This is a genomic window from Bradyrhizobium centrolobii, from assembly GCF_001641635.1.
In the GTDB taxonomy this organism is placed as follows: domain Bacteria; phylum Pseudomonadota; class Alphaproteobacteria; order Rhizobiales; family Xanthobacteraceae; genus Bradyrhizobium; species Bradyrhizobium centrolobii.
The window spans coordinates 187808-207612 of record NZ_LUUB01000038.1 but is presented as its reverse complement, the minus strand read 5'-3'; the positions used below and the strand labels follow the sequence as shown (position 1 = coordinate 207612).

17 protein-coding genes and 2 pseudogenes are annotated in these 19805 nt (G+C 61.3%); 8 read left to right on the top strand and 11 right to left on the bottom strand.

Annotated features, from left to right (window positions below; genetic code table 11):
• Nucleotides 1–4: 4 nt before the first annotated feature.
• The 5 genes from AYJ54_RS09755 to AYJ54_RS09735 form a co-directional block, all read right to left on the bottom strand.
• Nucleotides 5–949 carry a D-ribose ABC transporter substrate-binding protein gene (locus tag AYJ54_RS09755; RefSeq protein WP_063698691.1) on the bottom strand — a complete coding sequence of 315 codons (945 nt, stop codon included), beginning with the start codon at nt 947–949 and terminating at the stop codon, nt 5–7.
• Between the two features lie 82 nt (nt 950–1031).
• A complete protein-coding gene (locus AYJ54_RS09750) occupies nt 1032–2516 on the bottom strand; it encodes an FGGY family carbohydrate kinase (RefSeq protein WP_063698690.1) in 1485 nt (494 codons plus the stop codon).
• Nucleotides 2513–3475, bottom strand: a complete 963-nt coding sequence (locus AYJ54_RS09745) for a transketolase family protein (RefSeq protein WP_063698688.1) — start codon at nt 3473–3475, stop codon at nt 2513–2515. The genes AYJ54_RS09750 and AYJ54_RS09745 overlap by 4 nt, the downstream gene beginning before the upstream one ends.
• Nucleotides 3472–4227, bottom strand: a complete 756-nt coding sequence (locus AYJ54_RS09740; RefSeq protein WP_245328965.1) for a transketolase — start codon at nt 4225–4227, stop codon at nt 3472–3474. Before AYJ54_RS09740 ends, AYJ54_RS09745 begins: the two co-directional genes overlap by 4 nt.
• Before the next feature lie 100 nt (nt 4228–4327).
• Nucleotides 4328–5785: an L-fucose/L-arabinose isomerase family protein gene (locus tag AYJ54_RS09735; protein ID WP_063698684.1), complete on the bottom strand. Its 1458-nt coding sequence runs from the start codon at nt 5783–5785 to the stop codon at nt 4328–4330.
• A gap of 293 nt (nt 5786–6078) precedes the next feature.
• Between AYJ54_RS09735 and AYJ54_RS09730 the strand changes: the two genes are divergently transcribed.
• Nucleotides 6079–6936 (top strand): DeoR/GlpR family DNA-binding transcription regulator, encoded by an 858-nt coding sequence (locus tag AYJ54_RS09730; protein WP_082905569.1) that lies wholly within the window; start codon nt 6079–6081, stop codon nt 6934–6936.
• A gap of 535 nt (nt 6937–7471) precedes the next feature.
• On the opposite strand, the gene AYJ54_RS09725 is transcribed toward AYJ54_RS09730, so the two are convergent.
• Nucleotides 7472–7762 carry a hypothetical protein gene (locus AYJ54_RS09725; RefSeq protein WP_245328958.1) on the bottom strand — a complete coding sequence of 97 codons (291 nt, stop codon included), beginning with the start codon at nt 7760–7762 and terminating at the stop codon, nt 7472–7474.
• 386 nt (nt 7763–8148) lie between these two features.
• On the opposite strand from AYJ54_RS09725, the gene AYJ54_RS46975 reads away from it, so the two are divergent.
• The 5 genes from AYJ54_RS46975 (at nt 8149) to AYJ54_RS49125 (ending at nt 11465) form a co-directional block, all read left to right on the top strand.
• On the top strand, nt 8149–8628 hold the full coding sequence (locus AYJ54_RS46975; protein ID WP_430641420.1) for a DUF2147 domain-containing protein: 480 nt from the start codon (nt 8149–8151) through the stop codon (nt 8626–8628).
• Between the two features lie 245 nt (nt 8629–8873).
• Nucleotides 8874–9269: a hypothetical protein gene (locus AYJ54_RS52185; protein ID WP_245328957.1), complete on the top strand. Its 396-nt coding sequence runs from the start codon at nt 8874–8876 to the stop codon at nt 9267–9269.
• 15 nt (nt 9270–9284) lie between these two features.
• Nucleotides 9285–9815 (top strand): outer membrane protein, encoded by a 531-nt coding sequence (locus AYJ54_RS53950; protein ID WP_245328956.1) that lies wholly within the window; start codon nt 9285–9287, stop codon nt 9813–9815.
• A gap of 150 nt (nt 9816–9965) precedes the next feature.
• The gene (locus AYJ54_RS52170) at nt 9966–10847 is read left to right on the top strand and encodes a carbohydrate porin (protein ID WP_283808644.1); all 882 of its coding nucleotides are present in this window, start codon (nt 9966–9968) and stop codon (nt 10845–10847) included.
• A gap of 330 nt (nt 10848–11177) precedes the next feature.
• Nucleotides 11178–11465: a hypothetical protein gene (locus AYJ54_RS49125; protein WP_136623574.1), complete on the top strand. Its 288-nt coding sequence runs from the start codon at nt 11178–11180 to the stop codon at nt 11463–11465.
• Nucleotides 11466–12079: 614 nt separating this feature from the next.
• Here AYJ54_RS49125 and AYJ54_RS52165 read toward each other — a convergent pair.
• The 5 genes and pseudogenes from AYJ54_RS52165 to AYJ54_RS09690 form a co-directional block, all read right to left on the bottom strand.
• Nucleotides 12080–12300, bottom strand: a pseudogene (locus AYJ54_RS52165) (hypothetical protein); the annotation flags it as partial.
• 286 nt (nt 12301–12586) lie between these two features.
• The gene (locus AYJ54_RS09705) at nt 12587–13612 is read right to left on the bottom strand and encodes a UDP-glucuronic acid decarboxylase family protein (RefSeq protein ID WP_082905577.1); all 1026 of its coding nucleotides are present in this window, start codon (nt 13610–13612) and stop codon (nt 12587–12589) included.
• A gap of 91 nt (nt 13613–13703) precedes the next feature.
• A pseudogene (locus AYJ54_RS09700) lies at nt 13704–14053 on the bottom strand (helix-turn-helix domain-containing protein); the annotation flags it as partial.
• A gap of 363 nt (nt 14054–14416) precedes the next feature.
• Nucleotides 14417–15790, bottom strand: a complete 1374-nt coding sequence (locus AYJ54_RS09695; RefSeq protein WP_063698677.1) for a hypothetical protein — start codon at nt 15788–15790, stop codon at nt 14417–14419.
• 112 nt (nt 15791–15902) lie between these two features.
• On the bottom strand, nt 15903–17177 hold the full coding sequence (locus AYJ54_RS09690) for an allantoate amidohydrolase (RefSeq protein WP_063698728.1): 1275 nt from the start codon (nt 17175–17177) through the stop codon (nt 15903–15905).
• Between the two features lie 406 nt (nt 17178–17583).
• On the opposite strand from AYJ54_RS09690, the gene AYJ54_RS09685 reads away from it, so the two are divergent.
• Both AYJ54_RS09685 and AYJ54_RS09680 read left to right on the top strand, forming a co-directional pair.
• Nucleotides 17584–18696 carry a BMP family ABC transporter substrate-binding protein gene (locus AYJ54_RS09685; RefSeq protein WP_063698675.1) on the top strand — a complete coding sequence of 371 codons (1113 nt, stop codon included), beginning with the start codon at nt 17584–17586 and terminating at the stop codon, nt 18694–18696.
• On the top strand, nt 18693–19805 hold the full coding sequence (locus AYJ54_RS09680) for an ABC transporter permease (RefSeq protein ID WP_063698673.1): 1113 nt from the start codon (nt 18693–18695) through the stop codon (nt 19803–19805). Before AYJ54_RS09685 ends, AYJ54_RS09680 begins: the two co-directional genes overlap by 4 nt.

Sequence of the window (19805 nt, the reverse complement as noted above, 5' to 3'; positions counted from 1 at the left end):
ACGGCTACTTGGCCAGCGTGAAGTTGTTCAACTTACCCGCATTGTCCTTGGCGATCAGAACGCAATCGATCGACTGCTTCTCCGGCTTTCCGGTCGATCCCTTGGCCAGATAGGCGTCGGCCTGCTCGACAGCGAGCTGAGCGATTTGGAAAGCGGGCTGCAGAACGGTTGCGGCGATCTTGCCCGCCTTAACCTGGTCGCGCACGTCGTTCGATCCGTCGAAGCCGACCACGATCACATCGTCCCGGTGTGCAGCCTGCAGCGCTGCGGCGGCGCCCATCGCCATGGTATCGTTGCCGGAGATCACGCCTTTGATCTCGGGGTGCGCCTGCAGCATCGACTCCATCTTCGAATAGGCTTCCGTCTGGCTCCAGTTGGCACTCTGCTTGGCCACAAGCTTCAGGTCAGAGAACTGATCGAGCACGTCGTGGTAGCCCTTGGAACGGATGCCCGCGTTGGTATCCGACTCCTTGCCGACAAGCTCCGCATAGGGTCCTTTTTCGCCCATCTTCTTCGCGAACTCCTGACCACCGAGGCTGGCCCCCTGGTAGTTGTTCGACACGATCTGGGCGACCGCAATTCCGGTTTTGTTGATCTCGCGGTCGATGAGGAAGCTCGGGATGCCGGCGGTCTTCGCTTTCTGCACGGCCTCGATCGACGCATCGGCGCCGGCATTGTCGAGAATGATCGCCGCCGCCTTGCGGGCGATGGCCGTGTCGATCAACTGGTTCTGCTTGTTGGCGTCATCGTCATGCGACAGCACAAGCGTGTCGTAGCCGAGTTCCTTAGCCTTGGCTTCCGCACCATTCGCTTCGGTCGCAAAGAACGGATTGTTGTGCGGCGGCGTAATGATCACGATCAGCTTGCCGTTGCCGGCAGCGAGCGCATTCGCGCCGGTCAGCGCGGCAAGCACGAATGTCGCGCAGCCGATGGTCTTCAGCCATTTCATTTCGTTTCCTCCTCTTCTCTTACTCGAGCGCCTGTGGCGGCGCTTTCCCAACCCCTCCAGCGGAGGGGAAGCTCCTCACGCATCATCTCCTCGTCCCGGCGATGGCCTGGTCGATCGCAGATCGCCACCCCGCAACCAGCCGATCGCGCGAGCTTTCGCCCGCCGTCGGTGCAAAAACATCAGCCTCTGTGATCAAGCCCGAGAGCGCATGCTCCTCGCTCCATAGGCCCGCACGGATTCCAGCCATGATTCCGGCGCCGATCGCGCTGAGTTCCGCGACGCGGCTCCGGCGCACCGGCTTTTGCAGGACATCGGACTGGATCTGCATCAGGAGATCGTTCCGTGACGCACCGCCGTCGGCCGACAAAGCCGAAAGCTGCATTCCGCGATCGGCCTGCATCGCCACGAAGACGTCGTAGATCTGCAGCGCGATGGCCTCGAGCGTTGCCCGCGCGAAGTGCGCGGGCCGCGTCGAAAGCGACATGCCGGTGAAGAGGCCGCGGACGTCGGCTCGCCAATGCGGGGCTCCGAGCCCAGCCAAGGCCGGCACGAAGAACACACCGTCGCTGGACTCGACCGATTGCGCCAGCCGCGCAAGCGCGGCTTCGTCGGGCAGCCCGAGCAACGAGGTCGCGAAGGCCGCGGCTTGCCCTGAAACGGAGATGTTGCCCTCGAGCGCATAGGCGACATTGCCGCCGACACCCCACGCGATCGTCGACGAAAGTCCGTTGCGCGACAGGACGGGACGCTCGGTGAGCGTCATGAGCGAAGAGCCGGTGCCATAGGTCGCTTTCACGGCGCCCGGCGCGCGAATTCCGTGGCCATAGAGCGCGGCATGCGAGTCGCCCATCATCGCGCCGACAGTGAGCCCTTGGGGGATGGCCCCCTGGGCCACTGTCACGCCGAACACGCTGTCCGAGGGCAGCGCCTGCGGCAGCAACGCGATCTGCGCATCGAAGAGACGGGCGAGCTCGTCGTCCCAGCAAAGCCGGTGAATGTCGAAGAGCTGCGTGCGGGACGCATTGCTGAAATCGGTTGCGTGTACCTTGCCGCCGGTCAGCTTCGACAACAGCCAGGAATCGACGGTACCCGCACAGACGGTTCCGGCTTTCGCCGCAGCGCGCGCCCCGGCGACATTGTCGAGCAGCCAGCCTATTTTTGCGGCTGGAAACAGCGGGTCGAGGCCGAGCCCCGTCTTGCCGGCGACAAGCGTCTCAACCTCGGGACGGCGCAGCGGCGCAAGCCGTTCGGTGGACCGCCTGCATTGCCAGGTCACGCACGGACCAAGCGCATCTCCGGTCGCGCGATCCCAGAGCAGCACGGACTCACGCTGGTTCGAGATGCCGATCGAGGCGAGCTTGACGTCGGAACGAACCCGCAAGCACTCGTCGACCGCAGCCTGAACCGACTGCCAGATCGCCTCCCCCGATTGTTCGGCCCAGCCGGGCTGGGGATGGGTCACCGCCACCGGAACAGATGCGCGCGCGACGATGATGCCCGAGGCGTCGATCAAGAGCGCCTTGGTGTTCGTCGTGCCCTGGTCGATGGCGAGAACGCCGGAAGTCATGCCGCCTTTCTCGCTTCGATGGTTTGACGAACCGCATCAGCGATGCCGCTTGCGGTCAGGCCGTAGCGTTCGAGCAGGAATTCAGGTGAGCCGGTCGGCAGGAACCCGGGGAAGCCCAGGATGCGAAGACGGCACGGACACGAGGTCGCAACCACCTCGGCGACCGCGCCGCCCAATCCGCCTCTCACCGAATGCTCTTCCGCCGTGACGATCGCACCGGTCTCGGCCGCAGACCGGATCGCCTCGATGTCAAGCGGCGCAATCGACGCCATATTGACCACGCGAACGTTCATCCCCGAGGCAGCGAGCTGATCTGCTGCTTCAATGGCCCGCGAGACCATGACACCATTCGCGATGATCGTCGCGTCGCGCCCCTGCCTCAAGGTTTCAGCCTTGCCGATCTGGAACATCGCGTCGGAGGGACGCACGAGATCGGGCACCGCCATACGGCTGATGCGCAGGAAGAACGGACCTTCGGTGGCCGCGGCCGCCTTGACCGCCTGCTCGGTTTCCCAGCGATCAGACGGGGCGGTGATCGTCAGGTTCGGAAGCAACCTCAGCCAGGCAAAATCCTCGATCGAGTGGTGCGTCGGCCCGAGTTCGCCGTAGGCAACGCCACTCGACATGCCGCAGAGCTTGACGTTGGTATTGGTGTAGGCGACATCGGCCTTGATCTGCTCGAGCGCACGCGCGGTCAGGAAGCAGGACGCGCCGGAGACAAACGGCACCTTGCCGCCATTGGCGAGGCCGGCGCCAACGCCGACCATGGCCTGCTCGGCGATGCCGACATTGATCAGCCTGTTCGGAAACCGCTTCTGGAAACCAACCAGCTTGCTGGACCCGACGCTATCGTTGACGACCGCAACGATGCGCTCGTCCTTCTCGGCGAGGGCCTCGATCGTCTTGGCAAAGGCCTCCCGGCAATCATAGCGACCGGCGGCGTTAATCTCTGCGCTCATTGGCCGATCTCCTGCAATGCGAGCTCGTATTGCGCCTGATTGGGAACGCCGTGATGCCAGGACACCTGATCGCGCATGAAGGAAATTCCCTGCCCCTTGTGCGTTCGAGCGAGCACGCAAAGAGGTTTCGTTCGCCCCGCCGTGGGCGCGGTGAAGATCGACAGCAGCGCATCATGGTCGTGCCCGTCGACCTCGACGACGTCCCAGCCGAAGGCACGCCACTTGTCGGCAAGGGGCTCGAGCGCAGCGGTGTCCTCGGTGCGCGCCCCCTGTTGCAGACCATTGCGATCGATGATGAGCGTGAGGTTGGCGAGCTTGCGATGGCCGGCCGTCAGGGCCGCCTCCCAATTGCTCCCCTCCTGCAACTCACCATCGCCGACCACGACGAAGACGCGGTAGTCCGCCTGGTCGATCTGGCCCGCAATTGCCGCACCGACGGCGACGGGCATGCCGTGACCGAGCGGCCCGGTGTTGGTCTCGACGCCCGGCGTGTAGTTGCGATTGGGATGGCCGTTCAGCTTCGACAATGGCTGCATGTAGGTATCGAGCTGATCGAGCGGAAAGAAGCCCTTCTCGGCCAACGTTGCGTAGAACGCGCCGGTGCAATGTCCCTTGCTCAGGATGAAGCGGTCGCGCTTGGGGTCGTTGGGATTAGCGGGATCGACACGAAGGGCGCCGAAATAGAGCGTCGCCAGGATGTCGGTCACCGACATGTCACCGCCCGGGTGTCCCTGCTTGGCCCGATACACCATTCCGAGCGCGAGCCGTCGAATTTGACGCGCCTTTGCGACCGTCAACTCGGCGCGTGGATGAGAAGTAGACACGTGAAGTCTCCGAAGGATTGCAACGCGCTCAGCGCACCAGAACCGGTATCGCCGGCTCCGGCCGCTCATGGCGATAAAGCGGCCAATCGAGATAGTTGACGATCGCCTCCTCGACGATGGCGGCGTGCTTGCCACGGACCATCGCGACGTGATGCTCGAAGCCGTTGCGGGAAATGAAACTCAACAGGCCACGCAGGTTGGGCACGGTGGTGACGGCGATGCCGCCGTCCATCGGGAACGGATCGTCCGTGAAGGCCCCTTCCCCGACATAGGCCTTGATGATGCCATGGCGATCATCCGTGGAAAGCCGGAAGAACGTCATCGGCCCGGCCTTCACCTTGCCCTTGACCGCACCGAAGCATTTCTCGCGCCCGATCACCTCGCCGAGCACGTCGAGATTGGAAATCTCCGGCGTGTCGCCGATGAAGCTCTTGGGAAAGTTGCCGCAGTGTGTGCAAACACATTTGTCGCGCTCGCTGCCGTAATTGTTGTTCCAGTCGAGAATGGCTGGCGGCGCCTTGGATGCCAGAGCGAGGGCGTACATCGAGATCGCGCCCATCACGTCCACCTCGCAGGCGCTCGGCATCAGCTTCTCGCCCATCATGCTCATGGAGAGGCAGGATGCACAGCCGAAGTTGTCCTGGATACTGCGCCAGCACTGGATCGACGACGCATCGCAGTCGTTTTCCTCGATCCAACGGTCGACCGCGATCGAGAAGCAGGCCTGCTTGGCGATGTTCTCGCGCTTGATCGTCTTGGGGATCGAGCCGTAGGCGAAGATCTCGTCGAGCTTCGCCCTGACGTCGCGATCCGCCTCAGAAAGCGAGGATGCAGACGCAATGATTTCCGAAAGGTCGACGGTGACCACCGTGATGCCCGAGGCCTGCAGCAACTTCTCGCTGTAGCGCATCGTGTGGAACGGAGGCGTGCGCGCGCCGATCGCGCCGATCCGCGCATTCTTCAATCCCCGGACCGTACGGCAGACCGCGGCGAAGCGACTGAGATCATCACCAAACGTTTCACCATCGACATCGACCGTGTGAAGCGACGTATCGGTGAAGCGGATGCCGTACTGATAGAGATTGTTGGTGACCGAGATCTTGCCGCAGAAGGCATCGCGGCGGTGATGGACATCGACCTTGTCGACCTCGTCATTGCTCGCCTGCAACAGGATCGGGACATTGAGCGCGGCGCGGGAAACGCATTCGGCAACCGCCACCTCGTCTCCGAAATTCGGCAGCAGGATCGCAAGACCATCGATGTCGTCCCGCTGCGAACGAAAGAAATCCGCATAAAGGGCAGCATCCTTACGCGACTGAACAGCACCGTTCTCGGTCGCGTCTGCTGGCAAGGTTTTGACTTTTATGCCTAGTTTCTCGAATTGTGCCAGGGCCTGCTCGCGAGCCGCAAGCGCGGGGGCGCCATTGAAGAACAGCCTGCTACCGACCAGCAGGCCCAGAGTGACCGGCCTCCTAAAAGCTCGCATCGAGCTCCTCCCTCGCAGACGGCAATCATGCCGCTGACGGTTTCGTATTTTAACGAACGGAAGCACGATTTCTTACATTTGGTCAATATTAGGTTTCGATTTTTTTCGATTTCGTTCGTTTACCATTGGATTGTCCTTGGCCGCGCGTCGCAACCGGGCTATCTCTAAAGGGATCCTCGTCGCCTTCGAATCGGCTCTCCTGGCCCAACCCGGACAGGAACTTTCCGATGGCGTGCGCGGACATGGACGCCGGCAACAGCCGCTAAACCTTCCTTTCGTGGGAAAAACGAGCGATGGCGGGTAGGACCAAATTGTCTGCGAACAGGCGGCCGTCGCCGAAGTCGGTGCGGCGAACTGCTGTTAGCGATGCGGCTGAACCGCGCAGCGCTTTATTGGCAGAGCCCCGTCGAGCGAAGATTCTCGAATGGCTTCAGGAAGAAGGCAGCGCCAGGGTGCGAGACTTGAGTACGGCCTTCGGTGTTTCCGAGGTTACCGTGCGTCAGGACCTCGAACGGCTGGAGCAGGATGGGTTCATCACCCGCGATCACGGGGGAGCCTACCTGAAATCTGTGCCACTGCAGGTGCAAACCCTGTCGCTCCAGCACCTCGCCAACATGGATCGGAAGCGAAAGATCGGTAAGGTCGCGGCCGGCCTGGTCCAGGATCATGAGACAATCATCTTGGATGCCGGGTCGACGACGACAGAGGTCGCCAATCACCTCTTCGAGCGGCAAGGCCTGACGGTGATTACTAACGCGCTCAACATTGCTCTGACGCTTGGTGCAATTCCTTCCTTCGAAGTCCATATGCCGGGAGGGCATTTCAAAGCACCGACGCTCTCACTCAGTGGTGAAAAGTCGGGCCAGTACTTTGAGAACATATTCGCATCGAAGCTCTTCCTCGCGACGGCAGGCGTTTCCGTCGAAGCGGGCTTGACCTATCCCAGTTTCGCTGATCTCCCGATCAAGCAGGCGATGATCAAGGCAGCGCGAGAGGTCTATCTCGTCGCGGATTCCACCAAGGTGAACCGAAACTCCTTTACGCGACTTGGCGGACTTGACTTGATCCATGCCTTCATCACCGACGACGGCCTTGCAGACGCTGACGCAAGCGCGATCGAGCGAATGGGCATCAGAATTATCATCGCTTAGATTGCGCGCCTTTCCTGCTGAAGCCGATCTATTACTTCCAGCACAAGCTTGCGGATGCCGGGCGGGTAACTTTCTTGTCTCGCGATGAGTGGCGGCGTAGCCGCCAGGGGAAGAAAGTTGAACGCCGGCATTGCGGCTAGGGTGTCCGGCCAGGTCAAGCCATCATAGAGACCCGAATGGACGCGCTCGTCGGAACAGCCACACGCAAGGAGAAGTGAGCGAACACCATCACGAAGCGGCTCCGATGGAGCTCAGCGGCCTCGCTGCCACAAGTGATCCCGCCGGGCGTGTATATCCTGCGGGTGATCCAAGAATGCGGGCCTCAGGCTTGCTCCGGCCCGAGAACCCGCAGTGAACGGTACAGCGAACGATACGTGTCATCAGGTCGCGGCCTAACCTTTTGACGGCGTCGGTTCTCCGGCTCCTGCATGATCCGCTGGCGTAGTCGATCGCATTGATCCGACTGTGCCGCCGGCTGCTGGCCGATGCCAAACGTGTACGACGTTTGTACCAGTCCTTCGCGATCGCCTCGCAATCAGGTCCCCAGTCGCTCTTTTCTCAACGGCAGCTTTTCTCCTGCCTGCGCAACGCTCTCAACCACATCGACCCAGGCGGGATAGGCGGCGTACAGTCGATCGAGCACCGTCGGATCGCGCTCGATCTGACCGAGGGCCTGCGCGATCCATTGATCGTTGTAGCTGATGCTCATGAGCGCCAGGCGCTCCACTACGGAGCTGTCCGGCGGCTCCTTTTCCAGATAGGCCGTGACGATACCGCACCATTGCTGCAACAACAGCCACGGATCTGTAGCGGTGCGCTTCTCCAACCGATCGCCAAGCAAGCCGAAGAGATAGAGGAAGCGGGTCGGCCCCCCTCGCTCTGCATGGTCGCGACGATCCTATCAACTTTCCGCTGCAAGCTTGCCGATATTTGTACAGCGAATCCATTGGCCGGCCGAATTCGTTAGGCGGCTGCGCACAATCGACCCTGCGATGTTTTGATTGCAGCTGTGTTACCTGGACTCCATAACAAAGACCGACAAGGGCTCAAAGGTGCGCTCGCCTTGTCGTTTGGCGTTGTGATTTCAACGGGACCGGGTCGTTCGTCACGCTGTGGTAATGTTCAGCGGATGCCCTCTAGTCCTCTCGCGCGGAATCGCATCCTCGATCCGCGCGGCGCCGTTGCTGAAGCGGTTTCGTCCGGCCATTCTCAATGACAGGTTCATCTCGCATGCGAAACGATTTGCGATCTGCGCGCGCCTCCATCTCATGGCTTGCGCTCATAGTTGTACTGCTCTTTGCTGATGACGCGGGGGCCGCGACAAAAGTCGGTCCCTTTGGGGTCTGGCTTACGCGCGCCGGCGATGCAAGGGTGCATCTCAGCCAATGCGGATCTGGAATCTGCGGCAAGATTGTTTGGCTGAAGCAACCGATCGACAGTGCCACTGGCCAACCTCAAACCGATGACAAGAACTCAGATCCGTCGCTCAAGAAACGTCCCATTATTGGACTTCCGCTTTTCGTCGGTATGCAACCGTCGGCATCGAACGCTTGGTCCGGTCAGATTTACAACGCGGACGATGGACGGCACTATAGCAGCACGATAACGCAAATTGATCCAGCGCAGTTGGAAGTGCGTGGATGCGCAGGCGCTCTGTGCGGGAGCGAAATTTGGACCCGTGCCCCTCGATAAGATCGCTGCGGACCGCTCCAGCTGCCGGTTCGTTGGCCAACTTTTAATCGCCGATCCTGGTGCACCAATCCACGTCCTCTGTAGTGATCGATCCGTACCCTCGGCAGTGCGAGTGGTGCGATCAGTTTGAGGTCTTTGTCGCTGGGGCCACGATGCTGACGCTCAATCGAGGATCCGGGCTCTCGGATCTCCTCGCTTCCGAGTCAAAGGCCGGTCTCAGGAGGGTCTAAGGCACCAGTGGGGAAATGAAGCAGGTTCTGACGATCGGAAGCGTGAGTGTTTTCCTGAGCGGGTCTCCGCTTCTGGCCGCCGAGCAGGCTCTGAAAACGCCGCCGGCCAAGGCGCCGTCCGATTGGACGGGGTTGTATGTCGGCGGGCACTTTGGCTACGGTGAGGCGAACTTTGGGCCCGGTACCCATCCACTGCCTGAGCAGAGCGTCCTGCGGCCTCACAGCGCGACCGGACTGACCGGTGGCTACCAGGTTGGTTACAACCGTCAGTTCGCAAACCGTCTGGTGCTCGGTATCGAGGCGGATGCCACTTTCACAAGCCCACTGGATGCCCCCGCGCTGACGCGGGCGCGATCGGCCTTTAACACGACGATCGACTATTTCGGCGCTGTGCGCGGCCTTATCGGTTAAGCATTTGGGCGATTGATGCCCTACGCCACCGGCGGCTTCGCCTGGGGATATACCCATATCAACGTCAATAACGCGATCGGCGAGGCTCAGTTTCCGGTCGGCCACTACCAGACCGGCTGGGCCGCTGGACTCGGCCTCGAATTCGCAGTCAGTGGCAATTGGACCGCAAAGGCCGAGTACGAGTATGTCGATCTAGCACGTCAGACGTACGATCTAAGCGGTTTTGGCCTCGCCAATGTCAACGTCGATCCGCGTATCCACCTGTTCAAGCTCGGCCTGAACTACCAGTTCGGCGATAGGCCGTGGATGAAGCGAGGGAGCGGTAAGATGGCGCTGCCTGAATCCAACGATTGGAATGTCCACGCGCAAACGACGTTCCTGCCCCAGGTTATGGGCCGATCCACTCGCCCTATTCAAGCCCGGCCAGCCTTCCCGCAGCCGGCCAGTTGCAGGCCACCTGGACGACAACGACATTTCTGGGCGCACGGCTTTGGGAGGGCGGCGAGTTCTATTTCAGTCCGGAGCTTGCGCAAGGTTTCGGCCTGAACGGAACGCTCGGCCTTGCCGGCTTCTCCAACGGTGAAGCGCAGAAGGCAGGCGCCCCCTTCCTGAAGATTCGAGCGCAGCGTTACTATCTCAAGCAGACGTTCGGACTCGGCGGAGAATTGGAGGACGTCGCCGACACGCCAAACCAACTTGCTGGCACGCGACATCGATCGCCTTACCGTCATCGTCGGCCGCTTTGCGGTCGGCGACTTCTTCGACGGCAACGCTTATGCAAAAGACCCGCGCGCGGACTTCATGAACTGGGCGATATGGTCGTCAGCAGCCTACGACTTCCCCGCTGACCTGCCTGGCTATACGCGTGGCGCCGTTGTCGATCTCAACCGCAAGGATTGGGCGGTGCGCGTCGGACTGTTCCAAGCGCCATCGGCGCCCAACAGCGACGTGCTCACCTTCAAGACTGGTGGCACCGTGGTCGAATTCGAGGAACGGCACAACATCGCCGATCAGCCCGGTAAGCTGCGCCTTGGTGCGTTCTACAACTGCGGCAATACCGCAAGCTACCGTGAGGTGCTCGCGATCGCGGCCGCCAATCCCGCGTTCAGCATCAACGACATCACCGCAGCCAATCAGCGCGACCGCGGGAAGTACGGCTTCTACGCTAACCTCGAACAGCAGATCGTCAAGGACGTCGGGCTGTTTGCCCGCGCGAGTTGGAACGACGGCCAGAACCAGATCCTGTCGTTTACGGATATCGACCGCAGCCTATCCGGCGGCCTATCGATCAAAGGCAGCTATTGGGGACGCTCCGACGATACGATCGGCATCGGTGGCGCCTTCAACGGACTTTCCGCCGTGCACCGGGATTTCCTTATCGCCGGCGGCACAGGCCTGCTGATGGGTGACGGGCGGTTCAACTACAGCCCAGAGCGAATCCTCGAGGCCTACTACGCCTGGAAGCTCAACAACTGGACGACGTTGACATTCGATTACCAATTGCGCGCGAACCCCGCCTACAACGCCGATCGCGGACCGGTTTCGATCGTTTCGGGACGCTTGCACGGCGAATTCTGATCAGCGCACCGGAGCGGCCGCAAAAATTCGTAAAGCGGCAATCCGGGAGGCCTGCGCCTCCGATGGTGTGGCCGTGACCCTGGTGATCGGAGGCATCGTGCTGATTGGTCTACAGCGGAAAGTAGAGGATTGCGCAGTTCAAATCAGCAAGAGCGACGGATCAGGGGTCGACGCGCTCCGACTATTGAACGCAAGCGCATAGTGAACTGATCCAACCACGTTTCCGTTGCGGTCCGCATGTCGTCAACACTTTCTGCGATCATGTACGGATCGTCAGGCAGCGACCGATCGTGTCGTGCGACCACGCGAATCGACGTTGGTGCTAAAAGCATGGCCGCAGGCGTCACAGCGCCAGCAGAGGTTGATGCAAACCCCGTCGAAGAACTGTGCGCCCTCTGCAGCAAACAGGCACTCCTTGCAGTTTGGGCATTGCCGGAAGCCCATGAAGCGCATCATCTTCAGATGGCGGTTCAGATAAGATCGCGACATCCTGTGTCCCTCATTTTGGACAAACGCATCCGCTTTGGAGATGAAGACAGGATGACGTATCCGGAGTCGTTCTTGATTTCATTGCGGCGCGATTTTGATCAAATGGTGACGCCGCGTCAGCACCGTTGAACCATCGATATACACCGCACAGCGAGCGCGACGTCGCACTTATCGCGTCATATATCTGGGCGGGCGAACATCCTCGGCCTGCACAAGCTCCCGCTCGTGGAAAGCGCCGCAACCTGGCGCGGCTTCGCGCCACGTCGTTCGTAGAGAGCCGACCGGGACGCAAGCAGGGCTAGGAGACCCGTCGGCTTCGGCGGCAACAATCTCTTGAACGAGGGCATCCGCAACTCCGTTTCGTACACGAACGACGAAGTGTTGCTGCCGCGCATTAACGTGCGACCATTGCCAAGAAATTTTTGATGGATCTCGCACAGAAAACCAACGACTTTGCATTGAACGGGTTCATCAGGGTTGTGCCCGTAATCTGTCGGTAATGTGGACGAAGGGTCGCTACCGGCAAGAACTTTGCGTGAAGAAGTTGGCGTCCATTTGATTCAGCGCCAAGTTGCTCGGGCTGCGCCGCAAACCTGCTCACGGCGCTTGCCCGATGAGCAGGCCGTTCGGGGAACGCCACCAGCGCGGTTTACCTCGGACGGCCTGCAGCGATGTATTTGTGTGACGTGCGCTGGCGCCTAGAATGTGTCGGTTACCTGTGCGGCCGACGCGCATAGCGGCGCTCACGCGCCGCTCTTGCCGAGTTTCCAGACCGGGATGCCGAGCCGGCGCGCCTTGTCAGCGAGATTGGCCTGGATACCGGAGCCTGGCGCGACCAGAACACCGATCGGCAGCGCATGGCGTCGTTGCGCTTGAAGGGAGCAGCCTTCGCGTGCTTCGCCCAGTCGGGATCGAAAGCGATCTCCGGCACCTTGCGATGATGAGCCCAGCGGGCGGCGTCTAGAGCATTTTCGGTTCTGGTTGAACCGGAGCCAAAGCTCTGGGCTCTTGTCTTAACGCGTTTTCTTTACGCGAACCGGCATCGACTTTGCTCGAAAACGCGATAGCTGATATGGTTCACGTCCAGGACGGGCCGGCCATACAGCTGTCGCTGGAGCAGCGGCGCGCTCGCGCAAGGCGGTGCAACTCCAGCGAAGGCCTCCGCGCGCGGGTGTCTGGTCCGAGCTCTTCCATATGGAAGTGAGACAGATCGCTCCTTAGCGCGCCTGGTCGATGAGCTAAACCTGCTGCTATCCTGGAACCGCACGCTCCAGCCTTCGTGCGTCCGAACTAGCCGCGTGACTGCGAGACGGCTCGCGCGCAGAACCCGTGAGCACACCTTCAAAATACGCGATCGTGCGTGCGAGACCTTGCCGAAGCGAAACCTGCGGCGCCCACCCAAGCAGCGCATTGGCGTGTGAAATGTCAGGCTGGCGTTGTCGCGGGTCATCCTGCGGAAGCGGGCGATGAACGACGTTCGAGCGAGAACCGGTCAATTCGATAGTCAGTTCCGCGAGTTCGCGCATCGTGACTTCATTGGGATTGCCTAAATTCAAGGGGCCGGTGACGTCGTCAGATGACTGCATCAGGCGCATCAGGCCATCGATCAGATCGTCTACGTAGCAGAACGCCCGGCTCTGCAAACCGTCGCCGTAAATCGTAATGTCGTGCCCACGGAGCGCCTGAACGATGAAATTCGAGATCACGCGCCCGTCGTTGGGATGCATGCGCGGGCCATAAGTGTTGAAAATGCGCGCGACTTTAATGGCTAGCCGATGTTGGCGTCGATAATCGAAGAACAGAGTTTCAGCGCAGCGTTTGCCTTCATCGTAGCAAGAGCGGGGCCCGATTGGGTTAACATTGCCCCAATAATCCTCAGTTTGAGGGTGTACTGTGGGATCACCATAAACTTCGGAGGTTGATGCCTGCAGGATGCTCACTTTGAGCCGCTTGGCCAGTCCGAGCATGTTGATCGCGCCGATCACGCTGGTCTTGGTCGTCTGAACCGGGTCGTGCTGATAATGCACGGGCGAGGCCGGGCAGGCGAGATTGTATATCTGATCGACCTCAACGTAGAGCGGGAATGTTACATCATGGCGCAGGAGTTCGAAGCGGTGATGGTCGAGAAGATGTTCGACATTACCTCGCGTGCCGGTGAAGAAATTGTCCACGCAAAGGACTTCCGCACCGTTTGCCAGCAGGCGCTCGCAGAGGTGTGAGCCAAGGAACCCAGAGCCACCAGTCACCAAGATTCGTTGTGCCAAATTGTAAGGCATGATCTTCCTGTCAAAAGCCATCTCTGCAACGAGCACATCAGTTCCCCAATGATGCGATGAACATGTCAAAGTTAAGGTTTGTTCGTTCTCTGAACGCCGCCCACATTCGGCGGATCGTGGTGTTGGAAAAGCCAGTTTCCGCAGCCATCGAGCGGATCGATCAATGCGTCGCGTCGGCTGGCGTCGTCCGCAACGTTCGTTCGATCACCGCGGCAACCTGATCGTCGTTGATGGTGCGAGGGCGGCCAGGGCGGGCCTCGTCAAACAGACCATCGCAGCGATCCTTCAAAATCGTCGGCGCCATTTGCCAACGGTGTGTTCATGGAGGCCAAGTTCGGCAGCCACGGACTTGCTTGGCAGGCCATCCACACACCGCAGGATCGCGCGGCACCGCTCAGATAGCGACCGGGCAACACGAGGACGACGAACTTGCCTCTCCAATTAGGTCCGCTCCGGCTGACTCAGCACCAACGGCGCGATCGGCCGTCCTCTCACACCTGCATTTGCCACGAGCGCTCTCCTTCAGAGGTCCCAGCGCTCCATTTGTGTGATGGAACTTGCATTCCAGATGACTACTTAGTTAGGTTGTAAACCCATAAGCTTGCGTGGGCTGAGCTGATGGAGCTGGTGCTCTCAGCCATGCCGGGAGGTAAGACTTGGCGAGGGGATCAGCTGGGGCTCCGAGAGGAGCAAAGGGGTTTCTCCCGCCCTCCCAGCACCAGCATCATTTTCAACAGCGGCATGAGCCGATACGATCCGACAGACTTCGAGTGGCGCGTGGTCGAGCCGCTGCTGTCTACGGCCTCAGTCGTTCCAATGGAGCAGCGGCGTTCCGTACGCCCTTCTCCAGACGGAAAGGAAGCGCGGAAACCAGGAGTGAGCCACGGCGCCCTTATAGGCCCACGTGCGATATTTCAGGCCTTCTTCCGACAGCAGCTCCTGGTATCCGCCGTGGACCTCGGTCGCAGTACGAATGTCTTTCAGTATCCCTTGGGCGTAGGAGCGGTAGATATCGCGGCCTGAAAATTCATCGTAGTCCAGCATGCGATCGGCAAATTCGACGTTGAACGTCGGCCAGGAGGAACGCCCCTGGTAGGCGGGAGCCGCAATCTTGTGGATCACCTTGTTCCGCGGATTATCCGCCGACACCAGGAAGTGGAATGTCCCGGGTATGCGAAACCGCGGTTCGGCGATGATCAGATCCGTCGTGGCCGCGAACAGCGCGCGTTCGCTCGCCTCGCTCAGATCCCAAAACCCGTGGTGCACATTGACGAAATCCAGGGCGACGGAAGATGCCGGCGAACCTGGCGGGCCATCCAGGGAATGCCTGACGTAGCCGCCCTTGCCGAACAGGCGGAGAAGGTCCTGCTTGTACTGTGAGAGTTCGCGCCCGAGCAGCGGCTTCAGCTCGTATCTGTCGATGACTCCGAGTTGCACGCCCCACACAAACGTCGTGTAGACGCACGCGTTGGTCACAAAACGCCTTCGTTCGGCGCGGGTGTCCGTTGCCGCAGAGCGAGGTGCGGTGACGTCACAAAGCAGATACCTGGCTCCGTCATCATCGAATGGCTGCAGCTCACTTGCGAGCTGCAATATCGCCCGTTTCAGGTCGACACCGTATTCCGCCAGCAACAGACGGCCGGCATGGGCGCATTGCGACATAGCCAGATAGGACGACGCTCTCTGGTCGGCACCTATCATCTGTTGTAGACTGGCAAGAATGCCCAGCAGCGTATCCGAGGGTCGCGAGAAATAGTTCACGCCAAGATAGCGAGCACGTCCTGCCGGGACGATCGTCGTCGTGACGACGTTGGCGCGAACCGCCTCCAGCATCAGGCGGACACTCTTTTCGAGCAAGCGAACGCGCCGGATCGCATCCTGCGAATCCATGATGGTTTCGGGATCGAGAACGTCGGGATAGAACCAGGCGAAGTCGCGCGGGTAATATGCGGATGCGTGCGGCGCCCCCGTGACGAGAAAGGACTCGGTCAGGGAAAAGGCTTTGTCCATCGAGGACCGGTAAAGGTCGTCGATTGCTGACGACAAATGATACGGCTTTCTCAGAAATCGATCACCGAGAAAATTGACCGCCTGAATGGCGTTGGCGACCCAGGTCGCAGCCACACCGTGGTAAAATCGGTTTCCGCTATCTGATGGAAAGGAAATATCGCTGTTCATATGCGTGATCGAATGATGTCGCGTGATTTCGAAGGCTGGCCGTCAGTACCCTAAACAGGCTTGATTCGTCTCTCTACCCGGTATCTTGCGGGATCGTGACCTGCGGCCATTGTCAACCCGCGCCGGCATGCCCTTCCCGCGGCCGGAAGTTCTCGATCACCCTGAGCAGCACGCGGGCACCGGCATCGGCGTCGGCCAGCTCGACGTGCTCGTCGGGATGATGGCTGATGCCGCCGCGGCAGCGGACGAAGATCATGGCGACATCGGCGATATCGATCATGGCCATTCCGTCGTGGCCGGCGCCGCTTGGCAGCTCGAAGACGCGGTAGCCTTCGGCTCCGATCGCCTCGGCGATCTGCGCCTTCAGCCACGGCGCGCAAGGCGCAGTGCGGTTCTCGTGGGTGACGTCGAGCTGCAACGCGAGTTGCCGGCGCTTTGCGATCGCCTCGATCTGCCTGACGACATCGGCGACCGCAAGCTTGCGGTGCATGTCGGTCGGCGCGCGCATGTCGATGGTGAACGACACCTCGCCCGGAATGACATTGGTCGCGCCCGGCCTCGCCTGGATGTAGCCGACGGTGCCGACCAGCCCGCCCTCATCGGTGCGACAGAACTGCTCGATCGCGCCGATGCACTCGGCTGCGCCCGCCAGCGCGTCGCGCCGCAGCGCCATCGGCACCGTTCCGGCGTGACCGGCCATGCCCGTCAGCCGTGCGGCCAGCCGCGTCGCCCCCGCAATCGCGGTGACCACGCCGACAGGCAGGTGCTGCGCTTCCAGCACCGGGCCCTGCTCGATGTGCAGCTCGAGATAGGCTAGCAGCTCGCGCCGCGTCCGCGCAGCCGCGCCGATATGATCCGGATCGAGGCCGAACTGCACGAGCGCATCCCGCATCGAGACGCCGTCACGGTCGCGCGCGCTCAGAACGCTGTCATCAAAAGTGCCGGCCACCGCGCGGCTGCCCAGCAGCGTCGAGGCGAAGCGCACGCCCTCTTCGTCGGCAAAGCCGATCACCTCGATCGCGAACGGCAGCCGCTTGCCGCGACGGTTGAGGTCGGCGACGCAGGAGATCGCGGTGATCACGCCCAGCGGACCGTCCCATTTGCCGGCGTCGCGCACAGTGTCGTAGTGCGAGCCCAGCATCAGGCATGGCGCGCCCGGCCGCGCGCCCTCGTAGCGGCCGCAGACGTTGCCGATCGCGTCGAGATGCGCGCTCATGCTGGCCTCGCGCATCCAGGTCAGGATGAGGTCTGCGGCCGCGCGCAGCTCCTTGCTGAGATAGATGCGGGTGAGCTTGTCGGCGTCTTCCGAGATCGCACCCAGCTCGTTGATGCGGCGCGCGATCTCCTCGCCGAGTGATGCATCCTGAACGGCGGTACCAGCACCCATCACGGTCGAGCTTTCCATCCTAGGGGACCGCGCGCCTAGGAGCAGTCCCAATGACAATCGATACAAGTTCGGTGCCAGCGAAGAGGGGCCGGCGCCCGACCAGTCGGGGACTGGTTAGCATGGTTGGCGCGGTAGGGAGACCGTCCAGCTAACGTGATGCACACGCACAAACCGGCCAAAGCTGCCCAACTCACTGCATACAATTAAACGATACTGCTCAAAAATTAAACAAGCATTCATCTGCCCAAGATTCGGACGAAGGATATTTTCTTGTAATATCATCAATTTAATTACGACTGCTCGCGAAATGGCCTCTGGCACGAAGCTTGCGACATCTTGGTCTTGGCTCCGCCAGACCGGCGCAGCCGTCAGAGATTAGGCGGTTCATCCGCCAAGGGAGCAACCAATGGATTTTGGCAGGATTTCACGACGGCATTTGTTGCAGGGCGGCGCGGCCCTCACCCTCGGCGCGGCGGCCGGCGCCCGCCCGGCCTTCGCAGCCGAGACGACCATCGGCTTCATCTATGTCGGTTCACGCGACGACTACGGCTACAACCAGGCGCATGCGCAGGGCGCGGCAGCACTGAAGAAGATTCCAGGCCTGAAGGTCATCGAGGAAGAGAAGGTGCCGGAGACCGATGCGGTCGAGAAGACGATCGAGTCCATGATCAATCTCGACGGCGCCACCCTGCTCTTCCCGACCTCGTTCGGCTACTACAATCCGCACATGGTCAAGATGGCCAACAAATACCCGAAGCTGCACTTCGAGCACTGCGGCGGCCTCTGGACCGACAAGGACCCGAAGAACGCCGGCAGCTACTTTGGCTATATAGACGAAGCCCAGTACATCTCCGGTATCGTCGCGGGCTATACCTCGAAGAGCGGCAAGCTCGGCTTCGTCGCGGCGAAACCGATCCCGCAGGTGCTGCGCAACATCAACGCCTTCACGCTCGGTGCCAAGCTCGCCAATCCAAAGGCCACGACGCAAGTGATCTTCACCGGCGACTGGTCGATGCCGGTCAAGGAAGCCGAGGCCACCAACAGCCTGATCGACCAGGGCGTCGACGTGCTGACCTGCCATGTCGACGGTCCGAAGACCATGGTCGAGAACGCGGCGCGACGCGGCGCGTTCGTGTGCGGCTATCACACCAACCAGTCGCCGCTCGCGCCGAAGGCGTATCTCACTGGTGCGGAGTGGAATTGGGAAGCGCTCTATCCAAAATTCGTCAAGATGGTCGCTGCCGGCGAGAGCATCCCGAACTTCTATCGCGGCGGTCTCAAGGAAGAGATCATCAAGACCTCGCCCTATGGCGAGGCGGTCTCCGCCGAGGCACGCAAGCATGCCGACGACGTCAAGGCCAAGTTCCTGGGCGGCGACGGTTACGCCATCTTCAAGGGACCGCTGCTCGACAACAAAGGCAAGACAGTCATCGCAGCCGGCACGGATCGCGGCCAGAAGGATCCCGAACTCGAGAAGATGGACTATCTCGTCGAAGGCGTGCTCGGAGCGACTTCGTGACGACGGAAACGGCGGATTCTGCCGCGGCGGTCGGGACAGTTGCCCCGGCCGCCGACCCCGGCTTTCTCCAGCGCCACGGCAGTACGATCGAATACGTCCTGATCCCGGGCGCGGCGGTCGTCGGCGCGCTCGCAGTCTTCGGCGTTTTTGTCATGCTGTTCGGCAAGAACCCGCTCGATCTCTACTTCTACATGTACCAGGGCGCCTTCGGCACCTGGTTCTCCTGGCAGAACACGCTAACGCGCGCAGCGCCCCTGATCCTCACCGCGCTCTGCACGGCGCTGCCGGCGCAGCTCGGCATGGTCATCATCGGCGGCGAAGGCGCGCTGCTGATGGGCGCGCTGTCGGCGACCAGCGCCGCGCTCGCGCTTCAGGGCCTGCCACCACTCGTGATCCAGATCGCCATGGTCTGCGCCGGCGTGATCGGCGGCGGCTTGTGGATCATGCTGTCCGGCGCGCTGCGCCAGTATCGCGGCGTCAACGAGACCATCTCGAGCCTGCTTCTGGTCTATATCGCGCTCGCGATCCTCAACCATCTCGTCGAAGGCGCGATGCGCGACCCCGCGAGCCTCAACAAGCCGTCGACGCGCGAGATCGGCGCCGCCAACATGATCGGCACGATCCCCGGCACCGATGTGCATTGGGGCCTCGTCTTCGGCCTGATCGCCGCCATCGCCGCCTATATCCTGATCTATCACACCGTGTTCGGCTTCGCCGCGCGGGTTGCCGGCGGCAACATCCGCGCCGCGAAGATCGTCGGCCTCGGCGTCACCAAGCTCATTCTCACCATCTGCTTCCTCGCCGGCGGCGCCGCGGGCCTCGCCGGCATGGTCGAGGTCGCGGCCGTGCAGGGGCGCACCAACGCCAACCTCGCCGCGGGCTATGGCTTCACCGGCATCCTCGTCGCCTTCCTGGCGCGGCAAAATCCACTCGCGATCATCCCGGTCGCGATCCTGCTCGGCGGCATCAGCGCCAGCGGCGGCCTCTTACAGCGTCGCCTTGGCTTGCCCGATGCGTCCGTGCTGGTGCTCCAAGGCATCATCTTCGTCTTCGTGCTGGCCAGCGATGCGCTCTACGGCCGCATCGGATTCCTCAAAGGAAAATCCTGA